Genomic DNA, 24,042 nt, shown 5'->3' on the forward strand with positions numbered 1-24,042 from the left:
AACTTCTATTTTACTTTATATCAAAAATCGCTAGAAGTTTCATCATCTGGAATAACTTCCAGCTTCAAACATCCAGCTTCCTTCTCTCTCTATTTCAATAATTTCTTAATATCTTCAATCAGAATTTCTCTGTCTGGGTGGTATTTTCCTGTCAGCATAGGCGTTTTACCTTCCGGATCTTCGTAATTCAATCCTGAATAATACAGAATAGGCATATTTTCTTTGTTGTATCTGCATCGAATATTTCCGTCCTGATCTACCAGGGCAATCATTCCGCTGTGATTCAGGCTTTCTCCTTCATTTTCTTTATCGCCTACATAGATATTAAATTTATCAGCAAGATCACCAATATAAGTTCGATCTCCGGTCAAGAAATGCCAGTTTGGAGATTTCGCCCCTATTCTTTGAGCATGTTCTTTCAATGCTGCAGGAGTATCATTTTCAGGATCAATACTGATGGAGATTATTCCAAAGTTGGGATCATTGATCTGATTCTGGATAGCCTTCATATTGGTATTCATCACCGGGCATATCGTAGGACATTTGCTGAAGAAGAATTCTACGAGATAAACCTTTCCCAACATATCTTTATTGGTAATTTTCTTACTGTTCTGATCTGTCAGTTCAAAATCGGGAACTTTCATTACGGTATAAAGGTTCTTTTTAAAATACCCCATTCCTACCCCTATTCCCAGGAAAAGCAATGCAAATAACGCGATCGGTATGATCACCTTACTTTTATTATTGTTTTTTTTATTTTTGGGCATATTTCTCAGGGCTTTTTTTGAATTCACGTTTGCAGGATACACTGCAAAAACCATACGTTTTATTTTTATATACGGCTGTATCTTTAATAGATCCGGCAGTTTTCATGTGGCAGATAGGGTCTTCTTCATTCACTACCTGTACATTTTCTACGTTCTTTCCAGAGGAGTCCATGTGGCTTGCATGCTTTACCTTAGGCGTTTCCTTGGCACACGACAGTAATGATATTGACAGCAGGGCGGTCAAAATAATGGGAGATTTCATTTTAATGTTAAATTGAAATTAATAATGTTAAATAAAGTTATGATACAATGCACAAGTCTGAAAAACCACAGAATTCTTCAAAAGAATCAGGGTATTTCTAACGGCTTACCAGTGTTCATTTTAATTGTAGGCTATATCTTTAATGACTTATTTATAAAAGCTTTAAGCACTTTAAATTCATTAACTAAAAATATAGTTTATGATAAAGATTAAGCCAACGGAGGATGGAATATCCTTGAAAAGTATTCTGAAGAATGAGAATTAAAGTAACTTGAATCGGGAACTTCAGAAAGTGATTCCGAATTCAAATGACAGGAGAAGGAAAGAATATCATGAGAAATAAAAACATCTAATCCTGCAATCTTTATTGTTTGGGAGCTATTGGATTGTTTTTCTGTTTTTACCAGTTCTTTTTCCACGTAGCATTTTCCCTTACACGTTGATTGTGGTACATTTCTGTTCTCACAAAGGTTTTTCACAATATAATCATAGTTCACAGCATAGTTTACCAATGGCAAAACGGGACGTATTGCAACGGTAAAAATGATGAATATGGAAATGAATAACCTCAACGATTTTGTTCTCTGTTACAAATATACTACTTCAAAACTGTTTTATGCGTGATTTATGATGAATGTCATCATGGTTACTTACTGTTACCCACAAAAATTACAAAACTGTGGCTGTTTCCAGTATTATTTTATCCCGAACTTTGATTGAAAATTAAGATCTAAGTGAAAAATTTAGTTCTTTATATCAAATTTAATCTTGTTGATAAAAGCTTTGCTGATGTTTTTGGCAGAGCTTTTTATTTGTTGGAATTCGCAAAGACGCAAAAGTGCTTTTGAATACTTACTGTTTGAAGGCGCAAGGATTTTATCTGCGATACAATTTAATAAAGCTAATAATGAGAATGATAATTAAGAAGTAACCTTGCTGAAAATCTTTGATTTTCTTGCGTCCTAAAAAGCAGCACAATTTTTATTTTCTTTGCGCCTTGGCGATTTCCAACAAAAAATATGTTCCCTTTTTAAAATTAAATGTTGGACTGCTATGTTTGAAACGCAAAGACGCAATTTTTTTAGATGTCTATTGTTTAAGGCGCAAGGATTTTATCTGCGATAAAATTGTATGATGGGTTTATTTTCTCTCGCAGATGAGGATGATTAAGCAGATTTATTGATAGAATAAAGTTTTTTTTGAGATTCCTACGGAGTGAATAGCATGATGTATATTTTTTTAAAGCAAAAGCTCCACTGAAATTCAGCAGAGCTTTTATTGAATATAATTTAGTTGTGTTTATTATTTGCTTCTTAAAATTTCATTCTCTGAATTCTTACTGCATTTAAAATAGCCAGCAACGCCACTCCTACATCCGCAAAAACAGCTTCCCACATCGTTGCCAAACCGCCTGCACCAAGGACTAACACCACTGCTTTTACAGCAAAGGCGAGAATAATATTCTGCCAAACGATCTTTTTCGTTTGTTTTCCGATATTAATGGCCATTGGTATTTTACTTGGTTTGTCATCCTGAATCACAACATCTGCGGTTTCAATGGTAGCATCACTTCCTAAACCTCCCATTGCAATTCCTACATCACTCAAGGCAACTACTGGTGCATCGTTCACTCCATCTCCTACAAAGGCTACCGTTTGTTTTTTGGCTTTGATTTCTTTAACCTTATTTACTTTATCTTCCGGCAGCAGGTCTCCGAATGCATTGTCTATTCCCAACTGATCTGCTACATATTTCACAACGGTACTTTTGTCACCACTTAACATAGTGGCCTTTACGTTCATTTTGTGAAGATTGTTTACCGTTTCTTTGGCATCTTCTTTTATGCTGTCTGCGATCGTGATATATCCTGCAAACTTTTTATCATATGCCACTGCAATTACAGTATAGACAATATTAGCGTGGTTGATATCGTAACTGATATTGAACTTATCCATCAGTTTAAAGTTTCCTACCAGCAGTTCTTTTCCTTTAACGGTTGCTTTCAGTCCGTGGCCAGCAATTTCTTCTACATTTTCTAACGGAATAGCATGATTGATATCTCCTACATAATTGTGAATGGCCGTCGCTACCGGATGGGTACTTTTGCTTTCCAGAACATTGACCATCTGAAGGATTTCATTTTTATCAAATTCAGAGCTGAAACTTACTTCCTGTACTTTGAATACGCCTTCTGTCATGGTTCCTGTTTTGTCCATCACCACATTCTGAATCTCCGCGATACTGTCCAGGAAATTACTTCCTTTGAATAAAATTCCGTTTCGGCTTGCTGCACCAATTCCTCCGAAATATCCTAACGGGATTGAGATAACCAAGGCACAAGGGCAAGAAATCACAAGGAATATCAATGCTCTGTACAACCAGTCTCTGAACTGATAGTCATCTACAAAGAAATAAGGCAGCAAACAGATTCCTATGGCCAGAAATACAACAATAGGGGTATATACTTTCGCAAATTTTCTGATGAATAGTTCTGTAGGGGCTTTTTGAGCCGTAGCATTCTGAACAAGCTCCAGAATTTTACTCAGTTTACTGTCTTCATAAGCAGTCGTTACTTTTACCAAAGCGATACTGTTCATGTTGATCATCCCCGCAAGAACGACTTCGCCTTTATTTTTGGTATCCGGCTTACTTTCCCCTGTTAAGGCTGCAGTGTTGAATGAAGCTGAATCTGAAAGCAGTTCGCCATCCAATGCCAGTTTCTCACCAGGCTTCAACTGAATAATGTTTCCTATTTTAGTTTCTTTTGCCTTTACCTTTTGGGGCTGATTATTTTCCATAATCGTTACCTCATCGGGACGCTGATCTAATAAAGCTTTTATATTTCCTTTCGCTCTGGTAACCGCCATAGACTGGAATACCTCTCCTACCGCATAAAAAAGCATTACTGCGACTCCTTCAGGATATTCTCCGATAGCAAAAGCTCCAATAGTAGCAATGCTCATCAAAAAGAATTCTGAAAACACATCTCCTTTAATGATACTTTTATAGGCATCTTTTAATACCGGGAATCCTACAGGAATATAAGCTGCCAGAAACCATACTAAACGTACCCAGCCTGTAAACCATGCGGGTTTTATATAGTTGTCAAAGGCAATTCCTAATAATAAGATGATAAAGGATATAATAGCCGGAAGAAACATCTGAAAGACCGTCTGATCTCCGGAGTCGTGAGAGTGATCATGGCCGTCATGGTCATGCCCATCTCCTTCTGCGTGATTATGTTTGTGTCCTTTTGTATCTGGTTTTTCCTGGGTTGTACTACAGCATTTTTCCATAACTGATATTTTTATACAAATGTAAAGGTGAGACTGATGCAATGCTATTGCAAACTTTCAAGACAGTTTTCGCATATTCCTTTGGCAAACAATCGTATTTCATCAATCCTGAAATTGGTCTGTATGTTTTCAGGGAATGAAATATCTTCTTTACAGGTGGTTTGTTTGCATATTTTACAGTAGAAATGCAAGTGCCAGTCTTTATGTGTTTTTTCATCACAGTCGTCTTCACATAGTTTATATTTTGTGGTTGTATTTTCCTGAATGCTGTGAACAATTCCTTTTTCTTCAAAAGTTTTTAATGTTCTGTAGATCGTAATTCTGTCAGCATTTTCAAAATGATTTTCTATTTCAGAAAGGGATAAAGCCGCTTCCTGAGAGCTTAAGAAATCATAGACCAAAATCCTCATACTCGTAGGTTTGGTATTTTTATCAATGAGCTTGTGTTCTATATCTTTTTTCATTGTTTAAAATTTTACAGATGGACTTCATTTTCTTCATAGCCTTCGTCTTCTATCTGAAAAGTGGTATGACTGATTTTAAAGTTATTCACCGTAGTATCAGTCAATGTTTTTAATAATTGATTTTGAGAATATCCGGTATCTTTTACGACATGGGCACTCATTGCATTGACACTTGATGTAAGCGACCACACATGCAGATCATGAACATCTTTCACTCCGGGAGTTTTCTCCAATGATTGATGAAGCTCATGAATATCCACCTCTTTAGGAGTTCCTTCCAATAAAACATTGATGGCTTCTTTCAGCAACTTCCATGTTCTTGGGAAGATTAATAGCCCAATTGCTGCTGAGATCAACGGATCGGCGTAATACCAGCCTGTTGTCAGCATAATCACTCCTGCAATCATCACTCCTACAGAAGTAAGCATGTCTGAAAGCACTTCAAAATAGGCGCCTTTCATATTCAGACTGCTTCCTGAGTCTTTTCTTAGAATCATCATTCCGACAATGTTGACGATCAATCCGATTCCGGCAACAATCAGCATCGATTTGCTTTGCACTTCCGGTGGATCCTGAAACCGCTTATATGCTTCAAACAAAACATAGATCGAAATTCCCAATAAAACAACAGCATTGATGACTGCTGCCAGTATTTCTGTCCGGTAATAGCCATATGTTCTGGAAGGATCTGCTTTTCTTTCTCCTATTTTGATGGCGATAAATGCCAGCAATAAGCCTACCACATCGGTCAGCATATGTGCTGCATCCGCCAGTAAAGCGAGACTATTGGTAATGATTCCTCCTATTACCTCAGCAATGAGATAGGTACCGCTAAGGCAGAGTACGATCAGGAGGTTCTTTTTATGTCTGCTTGCTGCCGAGACTGCTTGTGTTGGTGTGTTTTCCATATTGTATTATGGTTTAATTACATTTCATAATAGGATGTATTTTCTTTTTTGGAAGGAACATTCTGCTCACCGATCATCTGTCTGATATTGATTTCTATGGTCTGAGCCAGAGAAGTCATTGGAGTATCTACAGGACCATTTTCAAACGGATCCTGCATGATGATGGATGTTTTTTCAATAGCAATGAAGGTAATCGGAACCAGGAAAGTAATTGCAATTTCTACCACCAGCTGAGAATCATCAAGTCCAAAAGGAAGGATAGCTGCAAAAACATAGATCAAAATATGAACTAAAACACTGTAGGAGCGCGGAAAAACTGTATTCTTTAGTCTTTCGCATTTCCCCATACTGTCACAGAGCCTTGTGATGATGTCATTCAGCTGCATCTGCTGAAAATCGGTCAATCCTTTGGAAGCTGCAATTTCTTTAAGCTGTCTGGAGTGTTCGTCCAAAATTGCATTAGGAATATTTGCTCCTTTGATCTGATGTTTATCCAAATATTGCTGAACTTTTTCTGAAAACGGTAATTTCCTCAGAGATTCTCCAAGTGCATAGGTCCAGATGACCTGTCTTTCGGCAAAATCTTTTATTGCTTTTTCATCTCCTGCGGGCATAAACTGGATGATCAGTCTCACAAAAGTTCGGGAATCATTCACAATAGCCCCCCAAACAGTTCTTGCCTCCCACCATCTTTCGTAAGATTGGGAAGTCCTGAAAGCCAGCAGTAATGATACTGCCGTTCCCAGTAATGCAGGAATATTCAAGGGAAGCGATATTTTACGAAACCCTGGCAGCATGTCCAAAAGACCAATGGCTACGGCAAATATTCCGATAAACAGAATTTGGGATTTTATTTCACGGATGAAATACCAGACTGATATTTTTTTGTTTAATAACATAATCGGGTTATTTATTAAAATTCGGTGAGATGATCTTTACTCTTTTCCAGCCTAACACAGTTCCGTAAACAGTTCTAATTTAAGGATAAAAATTGACATTTACTGGTTCCGGCTGCTTTCATTAATGTTCGTGTTCTCCTGAATTCACCAGTTTAGCATTCACAAAAAAGGCACCTTTCACTACAATTTTTGCACTGTCAGGAATATTTCCTACCGATGTTATGGCTGTATATCCCATATCGGATGTTCCTTTTACCACTTCTATTTTTTCAAAGTTTAAGGTTTTCGGATGAGGTTTTCCTTTTTCGTCATGTTCTTCCTCCTGCTTTTTGTCGGTTTGGATAAAAACATAGTATTTTCCGTCTGCTTCTACAATAGCTTCCGTAGGAACTGCGGGAGTTGTACTTTTATCAAGGCTTACAATTCCGGTGATATTCATTCCGTCAATCAGACCAGATTTGTTTCCGATCACTTCACAGTGCATAGAGATGGTTTTACTTTCGTTTTCAAAAGAAGATCCTATGCTGTAAATTTTTGCATCGTATTCCGTTTCCGGATTGTTGGTCAGCTTAAAGTGAACAATCTGCCCTACTCTCATTTTCGGAAGGTCTTTTTCAAACACCTGAAGATCGAGATGAATAGAACCATTATCTATCACTGTTGCAACGGGAGAAGAAATATCTACATAGCTTCCAATCTGCGCGGTAATACTACTGATCGTCCCACTGATAGGCGCTGTAATCACCAACCCGGATTTCATGTTCCCATTGCTTACTTTTCCCGGGCTTATCCCCATCATCTGAAGCTGTTTCAACAGGGAGGCTCTTTTTGTTCTTAAGGTTTTCAGCTCAGCATCGGCACTCTGAAGGTTTTTCTTGGCTCCTGCATCATTATCAAAAAGCTCTCTTTGTCTTCTGTATTCCTGTTCTGCATAAGTAATCCTGCTGTTTGTGGTCAGATAATCTTCCTGAAGCTGTATATATTCCGGGTTGGCAATAGTGGCAATCACCTGTCCTTTTTTCACAATACTTCCTACCTGGATATTGATGGTTTTAATAATTCCTCCATACAGAGAAGTGATGGTCGCTTTATTACTGTTGGGTACACTGAGCAGACCATTGGCTTTGATGGTGGATGTCAACTCCTTCATTTCTACCGTTCCCAAAGCTACCCCTACAGACTTCATCTGATCTTCTGTGAGGGAAGCAATAGTTGCCGGAGCTTCTTCATGGGCAGCTTCTTTCTGCTCTGTTTTTTCAGGAGCTTTTTCCTCTGTAGCTTCTTTTTTTCCACAACTTGTTATCAACAATGAGATCAGGATAAGGGGGATGATATTATATTTGAGTTTCATATGCGAATATGTATTTTTTCTTATGCTATCTGCTATCGTCTTTATTTGTCTGGCAGAAAATTGTATTAATAGCGATTTCATATTATTTATTAATGATTGAATTAATGGTAACGACAGATTGGTTCACCTGCTGGATTGATTCCAGGTATTTTAGTTGAATATTGGTTGCCGTCTGCAGTGCAAAAAGATATTCTACATACGAGATCTCTCCTGTTTTATATCCTAATTGAGCTGCTTTAACAATTTTCTCGGCGTTCGGCAATGCCTGGCTTGTGTAATATTCGTACTGCTGGATATCCTGCTGATATTGGCTGAAAACATTTTCCAGCTGTGCTGAAAGCTGTTTTTGTTGCATTTTTGCATTGGTTTCTGCTACCTGTTTGTCATATTCCAATGCCTGGATTCTTGCTTTTGTAGCCCCAAATGTCAAAGGAATAGACACTCCTACGGTTGCTGACTGAAAACGTTTCCCTGAATCATAAAAATTCTCCTGACCGTTGATGGTATGAAGACCTATCAAGGACTGATTGGTATATTTTAAACTGAAATCTGGCAATCCAAGGGATTTTTCTACTTTTTTATTTTTTTCAGCAATTTCCATTTCCTGATAAAAGGCTCTTACCGATGGGTTGTTGGCTACCACAGCACCGTCGAGTACATTTTCAGCCTTTAAAGGGATATAATCTTTATTGAACGGAACTTCAAAATCTTCTGAAGTGTTCATAAGGGTCTTTAAGTTTTTATAAGCATTATTCAGATAGACTTCATTTTGTCTGAGCAGCAGATCAATTTCTCCTTTCTGAGTTTCCGCTGTACTGATTTCAATCTTTTTGATATCACCCGCTTTGAATCTTACGCTTGCAATTCTGATAAATTCCTCATAATACTTATCCAGACTTGTCAGCTGAGCTTTATTATATTGGAGATATTCAATCTGATAATAATAAGTACGCACTTGCTTTATCAGTTCGTTGGACGTAATTTCTTTATCAATCTTTTTGCTTTTAATATTCTCATTGATTAAGTCTTTCCTAGCTTTAAACAGGGTTGGAAACGGAATACTCTGTGAGATGGCAAACGACTGGTCAAACTTCGGGCTGTTGTACTGTCCAAGCTGTGCTTCAAAGCCTAGTTTAGGAAGTTCTTTTGCTGTTGGTCTCAATGCTTCAGCAGATTTTATACTTAAGTCTTTTGACTGCAGGGTTAAATTATTATTCACCGCCTGCTCTACTGCCTGTTCTACAGAAATAGGTCTGGACTGTGCTTTAAAAGTCTGTCCAAGCATCATAAATCCTAAAACAAGAACTGCAGTAAATGTTCCCGCCTTATTATTTTTTCTTTTCAAAATCTTTGTGTTAAAAATGATGTACAGCATCGGCAGAACAAATAAGGTAAGGAATGTAGCCGTCACCAGCCCCCCAATTACTACCGTTGCCAGAGGTTTCTGTACTTCTGCTCCTGCACCGGTGGAAATCGCCATTGGTAAAAATCCTAATGAGGCTACAGTAGCAGTCATTAATACCGGTCTCAATCTGGTTTTTGTTCCTTCAAATACTCTTTTCAGAATATCTGTTTCACCCTCTTTTTCCAGCTGGTTGAATGTTCCTATCAGGACTATTCCGTTAAGCACTGCTACTCCGAAGAGTGCAATAAACCCAATTCCGGCGCTGATACTGAAAGGCATATCTCTTACGATAAGTGCGAATACACCACCAATGGCACTCATAGGAATTGCTGTAAAAATTAATCCAGCCTGTTTGAATGAGCGGAAAGTAAAATACAGCAGCATAAAAATAAGAAGCAGCGATACCGGAACAGCGATCATCAGACGTTTGCTAGCCTCTTGAAGGTTTTCAAACTGTCCTCCATAGGTAAAGTAATATCCGGAAGGAAGTTTCACTTTATTCAGTTTTGCCTGAATATCTTTCACTACGCTTTCCACATCACGATCTTTTACGTTGAATCCAATTACAATTCTACGTTTACCCTGTTCACGACTGATCTGAGCAGGTCCTAATTTGTAACTAATATTAGCCACCTGTGATAATGGAATCTGTGCTCCCGTACTGGAAGTGATCATGAGGTTATTCACATCTGAAATATCAGTTCTATGAAGACTGTCCAGACGGACTACGAGATCAAAACGTCTTTCATTTTCAAAAACCTGTCCTGCCGATTTTCCGGCAAAGGCAGTACTTACCGCATTATTGACGTCTTCGATGTTCAATCCATAATTGGCAATTCTTGTTCTGTCATATTGTACATTGATCTGCGGAAGACCACTCACTCTTTCAATCTGAGGGGCAGTAGCTCCGTCAACGGTCTGAATGATTTTCCCAACCTTATCTGCGTACACCGCCAGAGAATCCAGATTTTCCCCAAAGATCTTTACGGCAACATCCTGTCTGATCCCTGTCATCAGTTCATTGAAACGCATCTGAATAGGCTGGTTTTTCTCAAAGAATACGCCCGGAATGGTTTCCAGCTTTTCACTGATCTCATCAGCAAGTTCGTCATAGGATTTTTTTGTTTTCCACTCACTTTGCGGCTTTAAAACCACAATCATATCGGTAGCTTCAGGTGGCATCGGATCAGTAGGAACCTCAGCGGAACCCGTTTTGCCGACCACCATTTTCACCTCATCAAATTGTTTGATAATTCTTGATGCCTGCATGGAGGTTTCTATACTCTGGCTGAGCGAACTTCCCTGTGGTAAAATACAGTGGAATGCATAATCTCCTTCCTGTAGCTGCGGAATAAATTCACCGCCCATATTTTTAAAAATGAAAGCAGAAATAAGAAAAACCACAGCAGTAGCTGAAACAATAATATATTTTATTTTAATGGCTTTATGTAATAATGGCTGATAGACCTTTTGCAGGCTGTTCATCATTTTATCGGAGAAAGTTTCTTTATGGGATATTTTCTTAGATAAAAACAGGGCGCTCATCATTGGAATATAAGTCAAAGACAAGATCAACGCTCCCAAAATAGCAAACCCTACTGTTTTTGCCATTGGAGTAAACATTTTCCCTTCTACACCAGCCAGTGTAAGAATCGGAATGTATACGATAAGGATGATAATTTCTCCGAAGGCTGCGCTGCTTCTTATTTTTGATGCAGAAAGAAATACTTCTTCATCCATTTCGGACTGTGTTAATGTCCGGATTGATTTTCTTACTCCCAAATGATGTAATGTCGCTTCTACAATGATCACTGCACCATCCACAATTAACCCAAAATCTATGGCTCCAAGGCTCATCAGGTTCGCACTCACCCCAAAAACATTCATCATTCCCAGAGCAAACAGTAAGGAAAGCGGAATAGCTGAAGCTACAATAAGCCCGGCTCTCAGGTTTCCCAGAAAAACGACAAGAACGAAAATAACGATCAATGCTCCTTCGATGAGGTTTTTCTGTACAGTATTGATGGCTCTGTCTACAAGGTCTGTTCTGTCCAGAAATGGTTCTATAATAACATCATTGGGAAGAGACTTCTGAATGGTAGGAATTTTCTCCTTGATGTTGTTTACAACTTCATTACTGTTTGCTCCTTTTAACATCATGACTACTCCACCTACGGCATCCACTTTACCATCATATGTCAATGCTCCATAACGAACAGCACTTCCCAGACGAACATTAGCAACATCCTTTATAAAGATGGGAACGCTGCCTGTTTCATTTTTAACAGCAATATTTTTAATGTCTTCCAAAGAAATTACCAGTCCTATTCCTCTGATGAAATAAGCGTTGGGCTTTTTATCGATATAGGCACCACCTGTATTCTGATTGTTTTTTTCAAGAGCTGTAAATATTTCGGTAATGCTCGTTCCCATTGCTTTTAGCCGATTGGGATCGATGGCAACTTCGTACTGTTTTAATTCTCCTCCAAAACTGTTGATCTCCGCAACTCCCGGAGTTCCGTTCAACTGTCTTCGAACGATCCAGTCCTGCATGGTGCGCAGTTCTTTAGCATCGTATTTCTTTTCGCTTCCTTTTTTAGGGTGAAGAATATACTGATACACTTCTCCAAGTCCTGTACTGACAGGAGCCAGCTCCGGAGTTCCTACTCCTTTTGGAATTTCTTCCACAGCATTTTTCAGTTGTTCATTAATGAGCTGTCTCGCAAAGTAGACATCTACATTTTCTTTGAACACGACTGTAATCACAGAGAGACCAAATCTTGAAATACTTCTTGTTTCCTGAATGTCTGGAACATTGGCAATACTCTGCTCAATGGGAAAAGTAACCAGCTGTTCCACTTCCTGCCCCGCCAAAGTAGGACATACGGTAATGATCTGTACCTGGTTGTTGGTGATATCTGGCACAGCATCTATCGGTAATCTGGAGGCACTCCACGTTCCCCAGATGATCAGTACCAGAGTCATCAAGCCAATGATCACCTTATTTTTGATACTGAATTTTATGATTTTATCTAACACAATTGATATTTAATTTTTATTGAAAATGAATGCACACAGCATTACAATGCTGATGCAAAAATATCCTGAAACCCTCTGCAATGGTATTGCAAAGTTTCAAGCACAGTTAAGCATTAGAAAGTTTAACTTTCTAAAAGTCAATAAAAATTAAATTTTAGGAGGCTGCCAGATAGGATCGTAAATCTGGTAAGCAAAGTCGTTTTTGTGGAATAAGATCTTCTTCGAAAAATAAGCAGGTATCTGCTCTGGAATTTCCAACAGAGTATCCATTTTAAACGCAGAAACCGTCATTTGGCAACAGCTGCATGCACAGAGCGGAGAACAGATATCTCCTTTTTCTGTAGAATGAACTCCGTGAATCGTTAACGATATCTTATTATCTCCTGAATTCAACGGATGGGACGTGTCTTCACATGGCATCAATGAGAGCGCCATGAAGTAAATTGCCAATATCCATCTTAAGAGATTCATTGTTACAAAGGTAGAGATTTTTTCTAAAATTGATATCCGTCTTCATATAACTTGTCCATAAAGGCATAATTTTTAGCTTTAATTTCATTTTCGATAAGGAATTTCAGCTAAAAATATTCATCATATAAGTAATTATCACAACAAAAAATCATTAAAACAAAATTCCCATTAAATAAAATACAAAACCAAACACTTTTTATTAAAAATATTAATATTGAAAAATATCACCAAAATAAAGCCTATTTTTTTATAAATTTACAAATACAAAATAACTTTTTGAAAACAATAAAACTATTATTAAACACGACGCAATTTGTCGCTTCCTGATTATAGTTTTACAAAAGATAAATTTTAATTAATATATGAAATCAAAATTACTACCACTTACTTTATTGGTATCAACACTTACGTTTGCACAAAGCTGGAACATTACCGGTAACACAGGAACAAATTCTTCAACCAACTTTATTGGAACTACAGATAACCAGCCATTGGTTTTCAAGGCCAATAATACCGAGGGTATTCGGATCAAACCTAATGGAAACATCGGTATAAATTTCGATTCTCCACAATCAAGATTGACCATCTACGAAGGTGGGGCTGCGGGATCCAACCATTTTGAATTAAGAACCAATCATTTAAGAAATCCTGACAGATATTTCATGAAAAACATCATTTTTGGAACAGGTGTAGAAGATGTTACTTTTTCTTTAAGACATGATGGACAGATGTACGTGAATGGAAAAGCAGGAATAGGAACAACGAACCCTGACGCTAAATTGCATGTAGCTCAGGATAATATCAATAACCAAAATTTAGTTTTAGGAAAGTTTACATCTTTTGGGTCAACCGGGGGTAGTGCCATAGTAAGCTTAACATATAATAGTACTACTGCTAATCTGGAAGTAAATTCTACATACTCAGGCAATGGCTTCAGATATGGAACTTATGGTGACTTTAATATTGAAAATGAAATTTCAGCCCCAGAATTTGGAGCTATTAATTTTATCACAAACAAGAAAATACAAATGGCCATTATGCCCAATGGAAATGCTTCGTTACAAGGTAAACTTGAAGCCAAAGAATTAAAAGTAACCCTAACTCCTACTGCTGATTTTGTATTTGATGAAAAATATGATCTCCCAAAATTGGAAGAAGTGGAAAAGCACATCAGAGAAAAGAAACACCTTCCTGAAATTGCTTCTGCAAGAATCATGGAAAAAGAAGGGGTAAATGTGGGTGAATTTCAGATTAAATTATTGCAAAAAATAGAAGAGCTTACACTGTATTCAATTGACCAGAATAAACAAATAAAACAACAGTCTGACCAGCTAAAACAACTTCAAGATGAAAATGAAGTTTTAAAAGCACAGTCTGCAAAAATTGAAAAGCTGGAGCAACAGGTTCAACAATTATTATCAGCCAAAAAATAACCACAAATGAAAAAAAAATTATTATCGCTATCATCTCTGATGATAGGCTTCTTCGGTTTCTCCCAAACCGAAGTTTATTTCAAATACGACGAAGCTGGAAATCAAAGATACAGAGGAATCGATGCTGCTGGTAAAAAGACTGAAGAAATTAAGAAAGATTCAAAAGTAGCAGCTATTACCAAACAGACTCCTGTTATTGATGAAAAAGCATTTTGGAAACAAATACGTCTGTATCCTGTTCCTGTTAATGATTACCTTACTATAGACTGGACTGAGGAAGTAGATGGACTCATAGAATCTGTTTCATTGTATCAGCACAGTACAGTTCACTGGAAATTTCAACAACAAAATATCCCAGACTTAAACCGTCAGATTAAAATCAATATGACAGGTTATGATTGGGGTATATATGTTGTGCGATTTACGTTAAAAGATGGCAGAATTTTTAGTAAAAACATCACCAAACGATAAGAATCATGAAACTTTACGATAAGAAAATACAACTATTTTCATCATTTATACTATCCTTATGTTCGGTATTAGGCTTTTCACAGACTATATTATATCAGGCAGAAACTAGTGCCCGTACTGTTCAGGATCCGCAGACAGTGGTCATGACACAAGGATTTCATGCGAAGGCAGATATTTCAAATCCTTTTATAGCTAAAATAGGGGCTGCAACAGATAATCCTGGCGGAGGACCTGTGGATTCCGGTGCAGGAGCGACCAATCCAACAGGAACTACTGCATCTCAGGGACAGTATTTCCATGATACAAAAGGGAATATTGAAATTGCTGGTGGAGGCCAGTTGCAATTTACTTTACCAATCGCTCTTCCTCCAGGAATAAAAAGTGTTGCCCCTCAAATCAATCTTGTTTACTCGAGTGATTCCGGAAATGGAATTGCCGGTTATGGTTGGAATTTATCTGGTATAACTTCTATTTCCAGAACAGGAAAAAACATAGGAAAAGATGGAGAGGTAAAAAGTATTCAAATTGACTATTCTGATTATTACAGTTTCAATGGACAAAGATTGATCCTTAAGTCTGGAGAATATGGAAAAGATGGTGCTGAATATACTACTGAGAAATATTCCAACATTAAAATTAAATCCCTTGGAAACAACCCGAACTGGAAACAACCCGAATATTGGGAAGTGACTTTCGAAGACGGCTCCCAAGCCTGGTATGGAGGAACAGCTCCCGGCTGGAACAATGCTACCAATCGCTTAGGATTTAGTATCGTAAAATGGAAAGATGCTCAGGGGAATGTTATCAATTATAGCTATGATCAGGAAAATAATGTCAATATTATAAAATCTATCACTTGGGGTGGAAATGAGAATTTAGGAACACCTTCTTTTAATGAAATCATTTTCACTTATAACGATAGAAATATCTCTGAAGGAGCATACATCAACGGCCCTGGAACTTTATTTACCCAAACCAAGATTTTAAAGGATATTACCGTAAAAACAAATGGACAGATATTCAAAAAATATACTCCGGAATACATAACCGATTTTATAGGATACCAGTACGTTAAAAAGATTACTGAATCTAACTCGACAGGCGAGTCAGCAAATCCAATTGTATTTAACTACCCTGCTCAAAACTCAACTTCTATAAGCGGTTGGAACATAGACAGTCAGGCTTTGTTTGATAAAATTAAATTTACCGGAGACTTTAATGGAGATTCTTATCTTGATTTTGTAATGACCGATGGAACTATCAAGTTAGGGGCTTTTAATGATGATTTTAATGTTATTCAGACTAATAAAATCTTCAATTCCAGTTCTGTTGTTGTTAACACATTTCTAGATGAAACAAAAAAAGTGGTTAATGGTAATGGGGTTGCAGAATATGAAGGCGGTAAAATTTCTGTATATACTTTTAGAAATAATACTTTTGTCAAGGTGTTTGAAAAACAGATTTCTCAAACACCATGTACAACGTGTTCAGCTGTACTAAATGAAGGGGATCTCAATGGTGACGGAATATCCAATGTTTTTCTTACTTTATCAGGGTCGGGGATTGTAGAAAATTACATCATAGATCTGAGTAACCAAAGGAATTCTGTTGCTACTTATACTTTGGATAATGGGATTAATGAAAGTTTATATACAGATCAAAAATATATAGATATTGATAGTGATGGAAAGGTAGATATCATTAATGTGTCCAACACTACATACACTGTATTTGAATTTGTAAAGACAGAACCCGATGTGTACTTAAAGAAGATTAAGTTTTCCGGAAATTTAGAAGAAACCAAAGGGAATGAGTTTCCTGTATTATTTGGGGATTTCAATGGAGATGGAAAGCTTGACTTTACCCTTCCTCTTACCGAAGGTAAAGTGGGTAAAGATGACTGGAAATTTTATATTGGAACGGGAAAAAGCTTTAATACAGTTTTTAAACCTGATTTCTTAATGTATAAAAATGAAAACACACAGAGTAATGGGGCTTGGTTAAAGTTTAGTAGAACCATGTATTCTATTTCCGATCTTAATGCTGATGGAAAGTCAGATATTGTGCAGGTTCATTCCTATTCCAATTTATTAAACTCAAATTCGAGAACGATAGGGGTTGTTGTAAATGGGCTGATTTCGAAAGGATCTCCTATATTCGGAGCCATAGATTTTGAACCTCAGAATATTTATACTTTTCCTACCCCACCTCAGTTTACCATAGTTCAACCTTATGATGATCTTTCCATCTATCAACCGATAACTAATGTGATAAGATCGAATAATAACTATTATAACGTTTTTTTATTCAGGAAAAATAATGTTCTTAAAATTAAGGCACCTACAGGGGTAGATGAATTCAAAAGAATACAGTCAATTACCCAAGGAGGAATCAGCACCTCTGTTAAATACTTGGAAATTGTTCCTGATAATACGACAACTCCTACTTTCTATAAAAATCCAAAAAGTGAATTATATCCATATTTTTCATTAAACAGGATTGACAGAGGGTATGCTGTATCACAACTTCAACAAGAAGGTAGAAAACAGGATTTCCGATACAGGGGCATGACTTTGCATATGCAAGGAAAAGGAATGATAGGATACTATCAAACTGCCCATTCTTCATGGTATGCTGATGGATTGGAGAACACAAAGATATGGTCTGGAACAGAAATAGACCTTCAGAATGAAGGCGTTCCAATAAAAGAATGGAGCATTAGAACTAATGATGAATCGAAAGTTTTCCCGGCAGATATCTCAGAAAACAATAATGAATTATTAAGCTTAAAATCAACCATTTACCAAAATCACTATCTACTAAATGGTCAGGTCGTAGACTATTATTCTGTCTTTACAGCAGACAGACCGAAAGTTATTACCGCTATTTTTCCAAAAAGCACCAAGATAAAAGATTTTTTAACGGGTACAGTAACAAATAACACAGTATCCTATGATAATTATTATCTTCCAGTGCAAACAGTATCAAATGTTAATAATGGGTATGCAGTAACTACTTCCACAGTTGATTACATACACAACCCGGCAGGAACAGGTTCTAACTATTATATTGGTCGCACAACATCCAAAACCAATATATCACAGGCGTATGGTGATACGAAATCAGACAAAGAAGAGTATATCTATGAAAGCAACCTCTTAAAAAATCTGAAAACATGGAATAGAGACAATACTGGATATTTACAGAAAACTTACAATTATGATGGATTTGGAAATATTACTCAAAAAGTAGTAAGTAATAGTATAGATTCTCAAACACAAACGATAGCAAGCATTTATGATTCGAAAGGAAGATTTGTAGAAAAAAAGACGGATAATTTAGGATTAGAAACTAATATTGAATACAATGACTGGGGACAGATCAAAAAGCAAACTGATCCATTAGGTAATACACTTGTTAATACTTATGATGGTTGGGGGAAACTTTTAACTTCCAAAACCAATCTGGGAGGAACAACCACCTATCAATATAGCAGGGATGATAGTTCCAATATAACAATTACTCAAAATAACCCGGATGGTGATGTATCGAAGAAATTTGACAATAAATTAGGACAGAATTATAAAACCTCCTCCAAAGCATTTGGACAAGGACAATCTATATCTAAAGAAATTCAGTATGATATTTTAGGAAGGAAAATCAAAGAATCCGAGCCTTATTTTGAAGGACAGACTCCGAACCAATGGAATACCATCGCTTATGATGATTCTGTATTCCCTGCCAAAGTGACCGCTACTGCATTTACTGGAAAACAGATGGAAACTTTGATGTCAGGCTTTACAACAATCACAAAAGAAACAAATCTTGTTGATTATGGCAGAACCACATCTAAAACCACTGATGCCTTAGGAAATGTAGCCTCTACCACCGATAAAGGGGGAACGATCCAATTCTCATACGATGCGGCCGGAGAACAGATCAAGGCTCAATATGCAGAAAATATTGTAACTACTAAATATGATTCTTGGGGAAGAAAATTAGAGTTCAATGATCCCTCCAATGGAATTTATAAATATGAATATGATGGATTTGGACAGCCTAAAAAGATTATCAGTCCGAAAGGAACTAAAGAATACATCTATAATAGTTTAGGGCAATTAATTTCTCAAAAAGAAATTTCTACCGTTGATGGCGGGGAAGCAACCAATAAGTTGATTTCTTTCTCCTATGATAATAAAGGAAGAATTGTTTCAAAATCTGGAACTTCGAAAGGAAAAGTATACAGTTCCAATATCAGTTATGATCCACAGGGACGAGTATTATCATCCTCAGAAAGTAGTAACGGAAAATACTTTATCCAGAAAGGTATTACGTATGACGATAAAGCAAGAGTAATTTTTTATGAAAAACAATTATATTCTTCCGGTAGTTTAACTAAAGTTCAGATTGAAAATGTATACAGCACATGGAACGGTGAACTGTATCAGGTAAAAGATAAAAACTCTGGTAAAATCCTGTGGGAACTGAAACAAGCCAATGCCAAAGGTCAGGTACTGAAAGCTAAATTGGGTGCTGCAGACATCAACAATATCTATGATACCAATGGTTTTTTAACGAATGTTAATCATTCATCAGCTATTAAGCCAAGTATCCTTCAGCTTTCTTACTCATTCGATGCCATTAAAAATGAATTGAAAAGCAGAACCACTGGAGGTGATTTTAATATAGTAGAATCATTTGATTATGACGACAACAATCGGTTGGTGAATTGGACGAATCCTGTTACAGGAATTAAGCCAACCACCAATAGAAATGTTTATGATGTAAAAGGAAGAATCACCCAGAACGATCAGGTAGGGAACATCAAATTTGAAAATTCTACAAAGATCTACCAACCAACAGGAATGACTCTAAATGCAGCAGGGGAACAAAATTATAACAATGATCTCATCCAAAGCATTGCCTATAATGAAAACAACGACCCTGTTTTTATCGATGGAATGAAAGGAGATATTGCCTTCCAGTATGGCTTAACAAGTATGAGACAAAGGGTTACCTATGGAGGCAATTTTAGTACAGATGGAGAAGGCAAGTTCACCAAATATTACAGTGAAGATGGTAGCTATGAAGTTGTAAAAGATAATACGACAGGGAAAGAAAAACATATCATTTATATTGGCGGAACCCCGTATGAATCTAATATTGTATATTTAAAGAACTTTACGGAGAGCAGCGGTTCTTACAAATTTTTGCATAAAGATTATATCGGAAGTATTTTAGCCATCAGTGATGAAGCTGGAAATAAGCTGGAACAAAGGCATTTTGACGCATGGGGTAATTTCACCCATCTACAAATAGGAAACGGAGCGATTATCACCGATAAAAATATAATTGATAATACTTCATTATTATTGGAAAGAGGTTATACCAGTCACGAACATTTTGCAGAAGTAGGAATCATCCACATGAACGGTAGATTGTATGATCCTTTATTAAGGAGATTCTTAAATGCAGATGAGAACATCCAAGATCCTACAAATACGCAGAATTATAATAAATATGGCTATGTTCTGAACAATCCTTTGATGTATAATGACCCGAGTGGAGAATTTGCTATTGTTGCCTTGATAGCGGTGATGGCTAAAGCGGCCTTCGCTGCAATTGCAATAACCGCTGCTACCTATACTACCATAGCATTAATAAAAGGAAATTGGACGGTTAGCGGATTTTTTAGGTCTATTTCTTCAGCAGCGATTACCGGAATGGTAAGCGGAGCACTGTCTTTTGGGATAGGAACATTGTTTCAGGTCGCTAGTATTGCCAATTCTTTAGGAACAACAGGCGTTACGCTTGCAAGAGCGGGATTACATGCTGTAAGCATGGGTGTACTTTCTTCCGTTACAGGAGGTAGTTTTTGGAGTGGTGCTGCAAGTGGAGCATTTGCAAGCTTAAGCGGTGATTTGCTGAACGGTGTTAAAGGCGGATTTTTCGCAAGTGATACGGGCAAAATTTTAACAGGTATGACCTCTGGAGGTGTAGGTAGTGTATTAGCAGGAGGAAACTTCTGGGAGGGTGCTATGAGTGGATTTTTTGTGATGGCTTTTAATCATTTGGAACATAAAATAGATAACCGGTTCGATACAGAAAAAAATAAGAAAGCAAATTATAAGATTCCAAGAAAAAACGTAAACGCTTCAGACGGTGACGGGGTTATGGATAAAATAGGAAAGGCATTAGGTGGTTTAGGAATATCAACCAACACCAAATTAGCGATCATGCAATTAGTAAAAGGAGATCTTACCGCTTTTGGAGGCTATTTGAAAGGGTTGGCTAGGTTTGGACAAGGAATTGCTGTGTTAGGTGCAGGAGTAGCACTTTATCAATATTCGATTAATCCTACTACGGCAAATCTTCTTAATTTTGTAATAAGCACAGCTTCAATTATCTTTTCACCGGCGGCTAGTTTAGCTTTAGGGTTTTTAGATGCAACAGGAGTTAGTGGCAAGGTTTATAACTATGTGGGTAATATAATTGATAATCAAGTAGGCTATTCTGTAGGAAAAGCATTCTTTAACAACTTTCAATATACCTATAACCATATCCAGACACAACTGGCAAAACCATAATCTATGAAAACACTTACTTATTTATTTTGGAGCTTGAAAAAATATTATGAAAAAGTTTGGTTAACAAAGGGACAGTATAATTGGACTATATTAGTTTTTAGTCTCCCCTATAATATTCCTATAATGCTTTTTTCGGGAGCCTTTGTTCAGGTATTTATTAACCCCTATTTAGAAATGGAGATATTGCGAATAATAATATTTTTATTATTTACTTTATTAATTTTCTTTTTATTAGCGCAGCCTCTGAAGTTAATTTTCCCAAGGAAAAAGATAGAAAGCTTATCTTATACAAAAGAGGAGGTAAAAAGATATCGATTAAATATTTTATACTTTTTCCTGGGTCTCATACTCTTAATTGCTTTATTAGTAATCTATAAAAAGTATGTTAGCTAATCGAGAACAAAGGTAGTATGAACTATTGTATTCGGAGCTATTTATGGAAGTGTAAGCTCCCCCAAAAACAGGAAACTACATGGGATTTATATCTTTAATTATAGGGTTAGTCATAATATATATCACTGTAAAATTTGATAGAAAATTATATGATCCTGACGAATCAATGTATCAGAATGTTAATAAAATTGGCGTTTGGGTATTTTTTGTTTTTTATGGATGTAAATCCCAAAACACAAATAATAATAACTTTATATATCATACTGCAGATTATAATTTGGGAGCCCTTCAAGAAGAACGTTTATACAACAGCTTTACGGGGATATATGAGTATAGAAAGATATCTGACAATAAAATTGTTAAAAACATTAAGATTTTTTTAAAGTTTGATTCTAAAAATTTAGAAGATATCAATAAATTACATACCTCTTCAAAATCTGAAATGAGTAATTGTTACTTTGAAAATAATGTTATTGTATATAAATCAACAATAACATTTAATTCATCTAAAGATAAATTTAGTTCCTTGGATTGCAAAGGTGAAGCTAATCCTATTTTTGATAAAACAAAAAATAAAATTGAAGGATATATAACATCTTCCAGTATATATAAGACAACTTTTTATTGGGAATTTTACAAAAAATGAAATTGTTATGTTTCAAACACCTTGATAAAACACCTTGTAATGAGTAAAACTAATCCCCCAAGCATTTGGGGGATTTTTATTTCACAAAAAAGCCACCGCAAAAGCAGTGGCCAAAAAATCAATCTAATTATAAACTATGGACTGTATCTTATAAATTCGGGTTGTTTTCAGATTCTCTCTGTGGGATACTGAATAAATAATAGTTACTATTCGGTACAAAAGCTGATTTATCCGGGAAATCGAGAACAGAATGTCCTTTACCATCTACGGTTTTCACTGTTCCATCCGGTGTCGTTATCTGAACTTTTATCGGTTTACCATCTGCATCTACAAATGGTTTTCTTACCGCTGTCCCCTGCGTTCTGATAATATCTGAAAGGGAGAATCCTTCTCCAAATAATTCTTTTCTTCTTTCAATCAAAACGGCAGCGATCACATTATTTTGCGCTAATGAACCATTATAAATATTGGCATTTCTTGCTGATTTCAACTGATTCAGAACGGCTACTGCCTGAGAGACATTTCCGTTTCTGGCTTCGGCTTCAGCTTCGATCAGATACATTTCTGCAGCTCTCATGTACACGATATCTGCAATAAGGGTTGGTTTAAATTTAAACTTAGCATACCTCAGCAATCCTTCTCTTCCTTTCTGCCCATCCCATGAAAATAACTGGGATCTGATGTCATTGCCATCAAAAAGATCTTTAAAGTAAGGGTCTGCCATAAAGCTGTAATAATAACTTCCCGATGAAGACACATCCAGATAATGGAATGCATAACTTGCATCAGATTGTTCCTGAGTCTGCCCATGTCCCCAGATCCATTCTGCATTGTTGATATCATTAAAACCATCTTTATATTTTTCCGGCGCCATCAAAGAGAAACCTTCTCTGGCAATTTTTGCAGAAGCTGATGCTTTACTCCATTCACCAGTATTCAGATAAGTTCTTGCTAAAAGCCCGTTCACTACAGAACGGTTGATCTTATCCTTATTATTTCTTGTATAACTTTTCAACAGGTTATCAGCATCCGTAAGATCACTTTTTATCAAGGTATAAATTTCTTCAAGGCTTGCTTTTTTCTTCCCTACCGTACTTGTTGTGGAAGGTTCAATATAAATAGGAGCCGTTAAAGCTGTTTTGTCCTTAAGATAACTGAACTGGTAAAAACTCGCCAGGTTCAGATAACAGAAAGCACGTAACGTCTTTGCCTGTCCTTTCACCTGATTTTTTTTCTCCTGGCTGCCTTCAGTCCCATCTATTCTTGTAATAACATTGTTCATATTATTGATGGTAGAATATAGCATTGTCCAGATAAACAAAGGGCGGCTTGCTGTACTGTTCACCATTTCTGTGAAAGCATAAGTAGAACTAAAACCATATTTATTGGTCAATACCGCTACATCACTTCCCATCGCATCACTGGCTCTTAAAACTGTTGAGTAGCCGATATTGGCAAAGGTGGTTCCATCATTATTAAATTTTGCCCAGGTACCGTTCACTACAGTTTCAGCACTTTCTGCTGTTTTGAAAACTTCCACACTGCTAGCCTGATCAGTTGGAGCAGTATCCAAGTCATTTTCACAGCTTGTGAGCGAGAAAAATCCGATAAGCGCAAACGAGAGATATATTAATTTTTTCATTGTTTCAA

The 24,042-nt window shown here is 36.7% G+C and carries 15 protein-coding genes; 4 read left to right on the forward strand and 11 right to left on the reverse strand.

The features are described from left to right. Positions 1-89 precede the first annotated feature (89 nt). The 10 genes from LF886_RS23115 to LF886_RS23160 all read right to left on the reverse strand — a co-directional run bounded on the left by LF886_RS23115 (position 90) and on the right by LF886_RS23160 (position 12,862). Positions 90-767 (reverse strand): SCO family protein, encoded by a 678-nt coding sequence (locus tag LF886_RS23115; RefSeq protein ID WP_236851971.1) that lies wholly within the window; start codon positions 765-767, stop codon positions 90-92. After that, the gene (locus LF886_RS23120; RefSeq protein WP_236851972.1) at positions 754-1,029 is read right to left on the reverse strand and encodes a YHS domain-containing protein; all 276 of its coding nucleotides are present in this window, start codon (positions 1,027-1,029) and stop codon (positions 754-756) included. Before LF886_RS23120 ends, LF886_RS23115 begins: the two co-directional genes overlap by 14 nt. Positions 1,030-1,238: 209 nt before the next feature. Next, positions 1,239-1,601, reverse strand: a complete 363-nt coding sequence (locus tag LF886_RS23125) for a hypothetical protein (RefSeq protein WP_236851973.1) — start codon at positions 1,599-1,601, stop codon at positions 1,239-1,241. 741 nt (positions 1,602-2,342) lie between these two features. Continuing rightward, a complete protein-coding gene (locus LF886_RS23130; protein WP_236851974.1) occupies positions 2,343-4,325 on the reverse strand; it encodes a heavy metal translocating P-type ATPase in 1,983 nt (660 codons plus the stop codon). A 44-nt stretch (positions 4,326-4,369) separates the two neighbouring features. Further along, a complete protein-coding gene (locus LF886_RS23135) occupies positions 4,370-4,789 on the reverse strand; it encodes a Fur family transcriptional regulator (protein ID WP_034691375.1) in 420 nt (139 codons plus the stop codon). Between the two features lie 11 nt (positions 4,790-4,800). After that, on the reverse strand, positions 4,801-5,697 hold the full coding sequence (locus LF886_RS23140; protein WP_236851975.1) for a cation diffusion facilitator family transporter: 897 nt from the start codon (positions 5,695-5,697) through the stop codon (positions 4,801-4,803). Between the two features lie 17 nt (positions 5,698-5,714). Further along, positions 5,715-6,596, reverse strand: a complete 882-nt coding sequence (locus tag LF886_RS23145; protein WP_236851976.1) for a bestrophin family protein — start codon at positions 6,594-6,596, stop codon at positions 5,715-5,717. A 121-nt stretch (positions 6,597-6,717) separates the two neighbouring features. Beyond that, the gene (locus tag LF886_RS23150) at positions 6,718-7,947 is read right to left on the reverse strand and encodes an efflux RND transporter periplasmic adaptor subunit (RefSeq protein ID WP_236851977.1); all 1,230 of its coding nucleotides are present in this window, start codon (positions 7,945-7,947) and stop codon (positions 6,718-6,720) included. A gap of 82 nt (positions 7,948-8,029) precedes the next feature. Continuing rightward, positions 8,030-12,391 carry a CusA/CzcA family heavy metal efflux RND transporter gene (locus tag LF886_RS23155; protein ID WP_236851978.1) on the reverse strand — a complete coding sequence of 1,454 codons (4,362 nt, stop codon included), beginning with the start codon at positions 12,389-12,391 and terminating at the stop codon, positions 8,030-8,032. A 147-nt stretch (positions 12,392-12,538) separates the two neighbouring features. Further along, positions 12,539-12,862 (reverse strand): DUF6660 family protein, encoded by a 324-nt coding sequence (locus LF886_RS23160; RefSeq protein WP_236851979.1) that lies wholly within the window; start codon positions 12,860-12,862, stop codon positions 12,539-12,541. Positions 12,863-13,224: 362 nt separating this feature from the next. On the opposite strand from LF886_RS23160, the gene LF886_RS23165 reads away from it, so the two are divergent. From LF886_RS23165 to LF886_RS23180, 4 genes are all read left to right on the forward strand, one after another. Next, positions 13,225-14,295 (forward strand): hypothetical protein, encoded by a 1,071-nt coding sequence (locus tag LF886_RS23165; RefSeq protein WP_236851980.1) that lies wholly within the window; start codon positions 13,225-13,227, stop codon positions 14,293-14,295. A gap of 6 nt (positions 14,296-14,301) precedes the next feature. Further along, positions 14,302-14,766 carry a hypothetical protein gene (locus LF886_RS23170; protein WP_236851981.1) on the forward strand — a complete coding sequence of 155 codons (465 nt, stop codon included), beginning with the start codon at positions 14,302-14,304 and terminating at the stop codon, positions 14,764-14,766. Between the two features lie 5 nt (positions 14,767-14,771). Then, positions 14,772-21,353, forward strand: coding sequence for an RHS repeat-associated core domain-containing protein (locus tag LF886_RS23175; RefSeq protein WP_236851982.1), 6,582 nt, complete (start codon positions 14,772-14,774; stop codon positions 21,351-21,353). 472 nt (positions 21,354-21,825) lie between these two features. Beyond that, on the forward strand, positions 21,826-22,392 hold the full coding sequence (locus LF886_RS23180) for a hypothetical protein (RefSeq protein ID WP_236851983.1): 567 nt from the start codon (positions 21,826-21,828) through the stop codon (positions 22,390-22,392). Positions 22,393-22,540: 148 nt separating this feature from the next. Here the strand turns inward: LF886_RS23180 and LF886_RS23185 are convergent, their stop codons facing one another. Next, positions 22,541-24,034, reverse strand: a complete 1,494-nt coding sequence (locus tag LF886_RS23185; protein WP_236851984.1) for a RagB/SusD family nutrient uptake outer membrane protein — start codon at positions 24,032-24,034, stop codon at positions 22,541-22,543. Positions 24,035-24,042 lie beyond the last annotated feature (8 nt).

The organism is Chryseobacterium sp. MEBOG07 (genome assembly GCF_021869745.1).
GTDB lineage: Bacteria > Bacteroidota > Bacteroidia > Flavobacteriales > Weeksellaceae > Chryseobacterium > Chryseobacterium viscerum.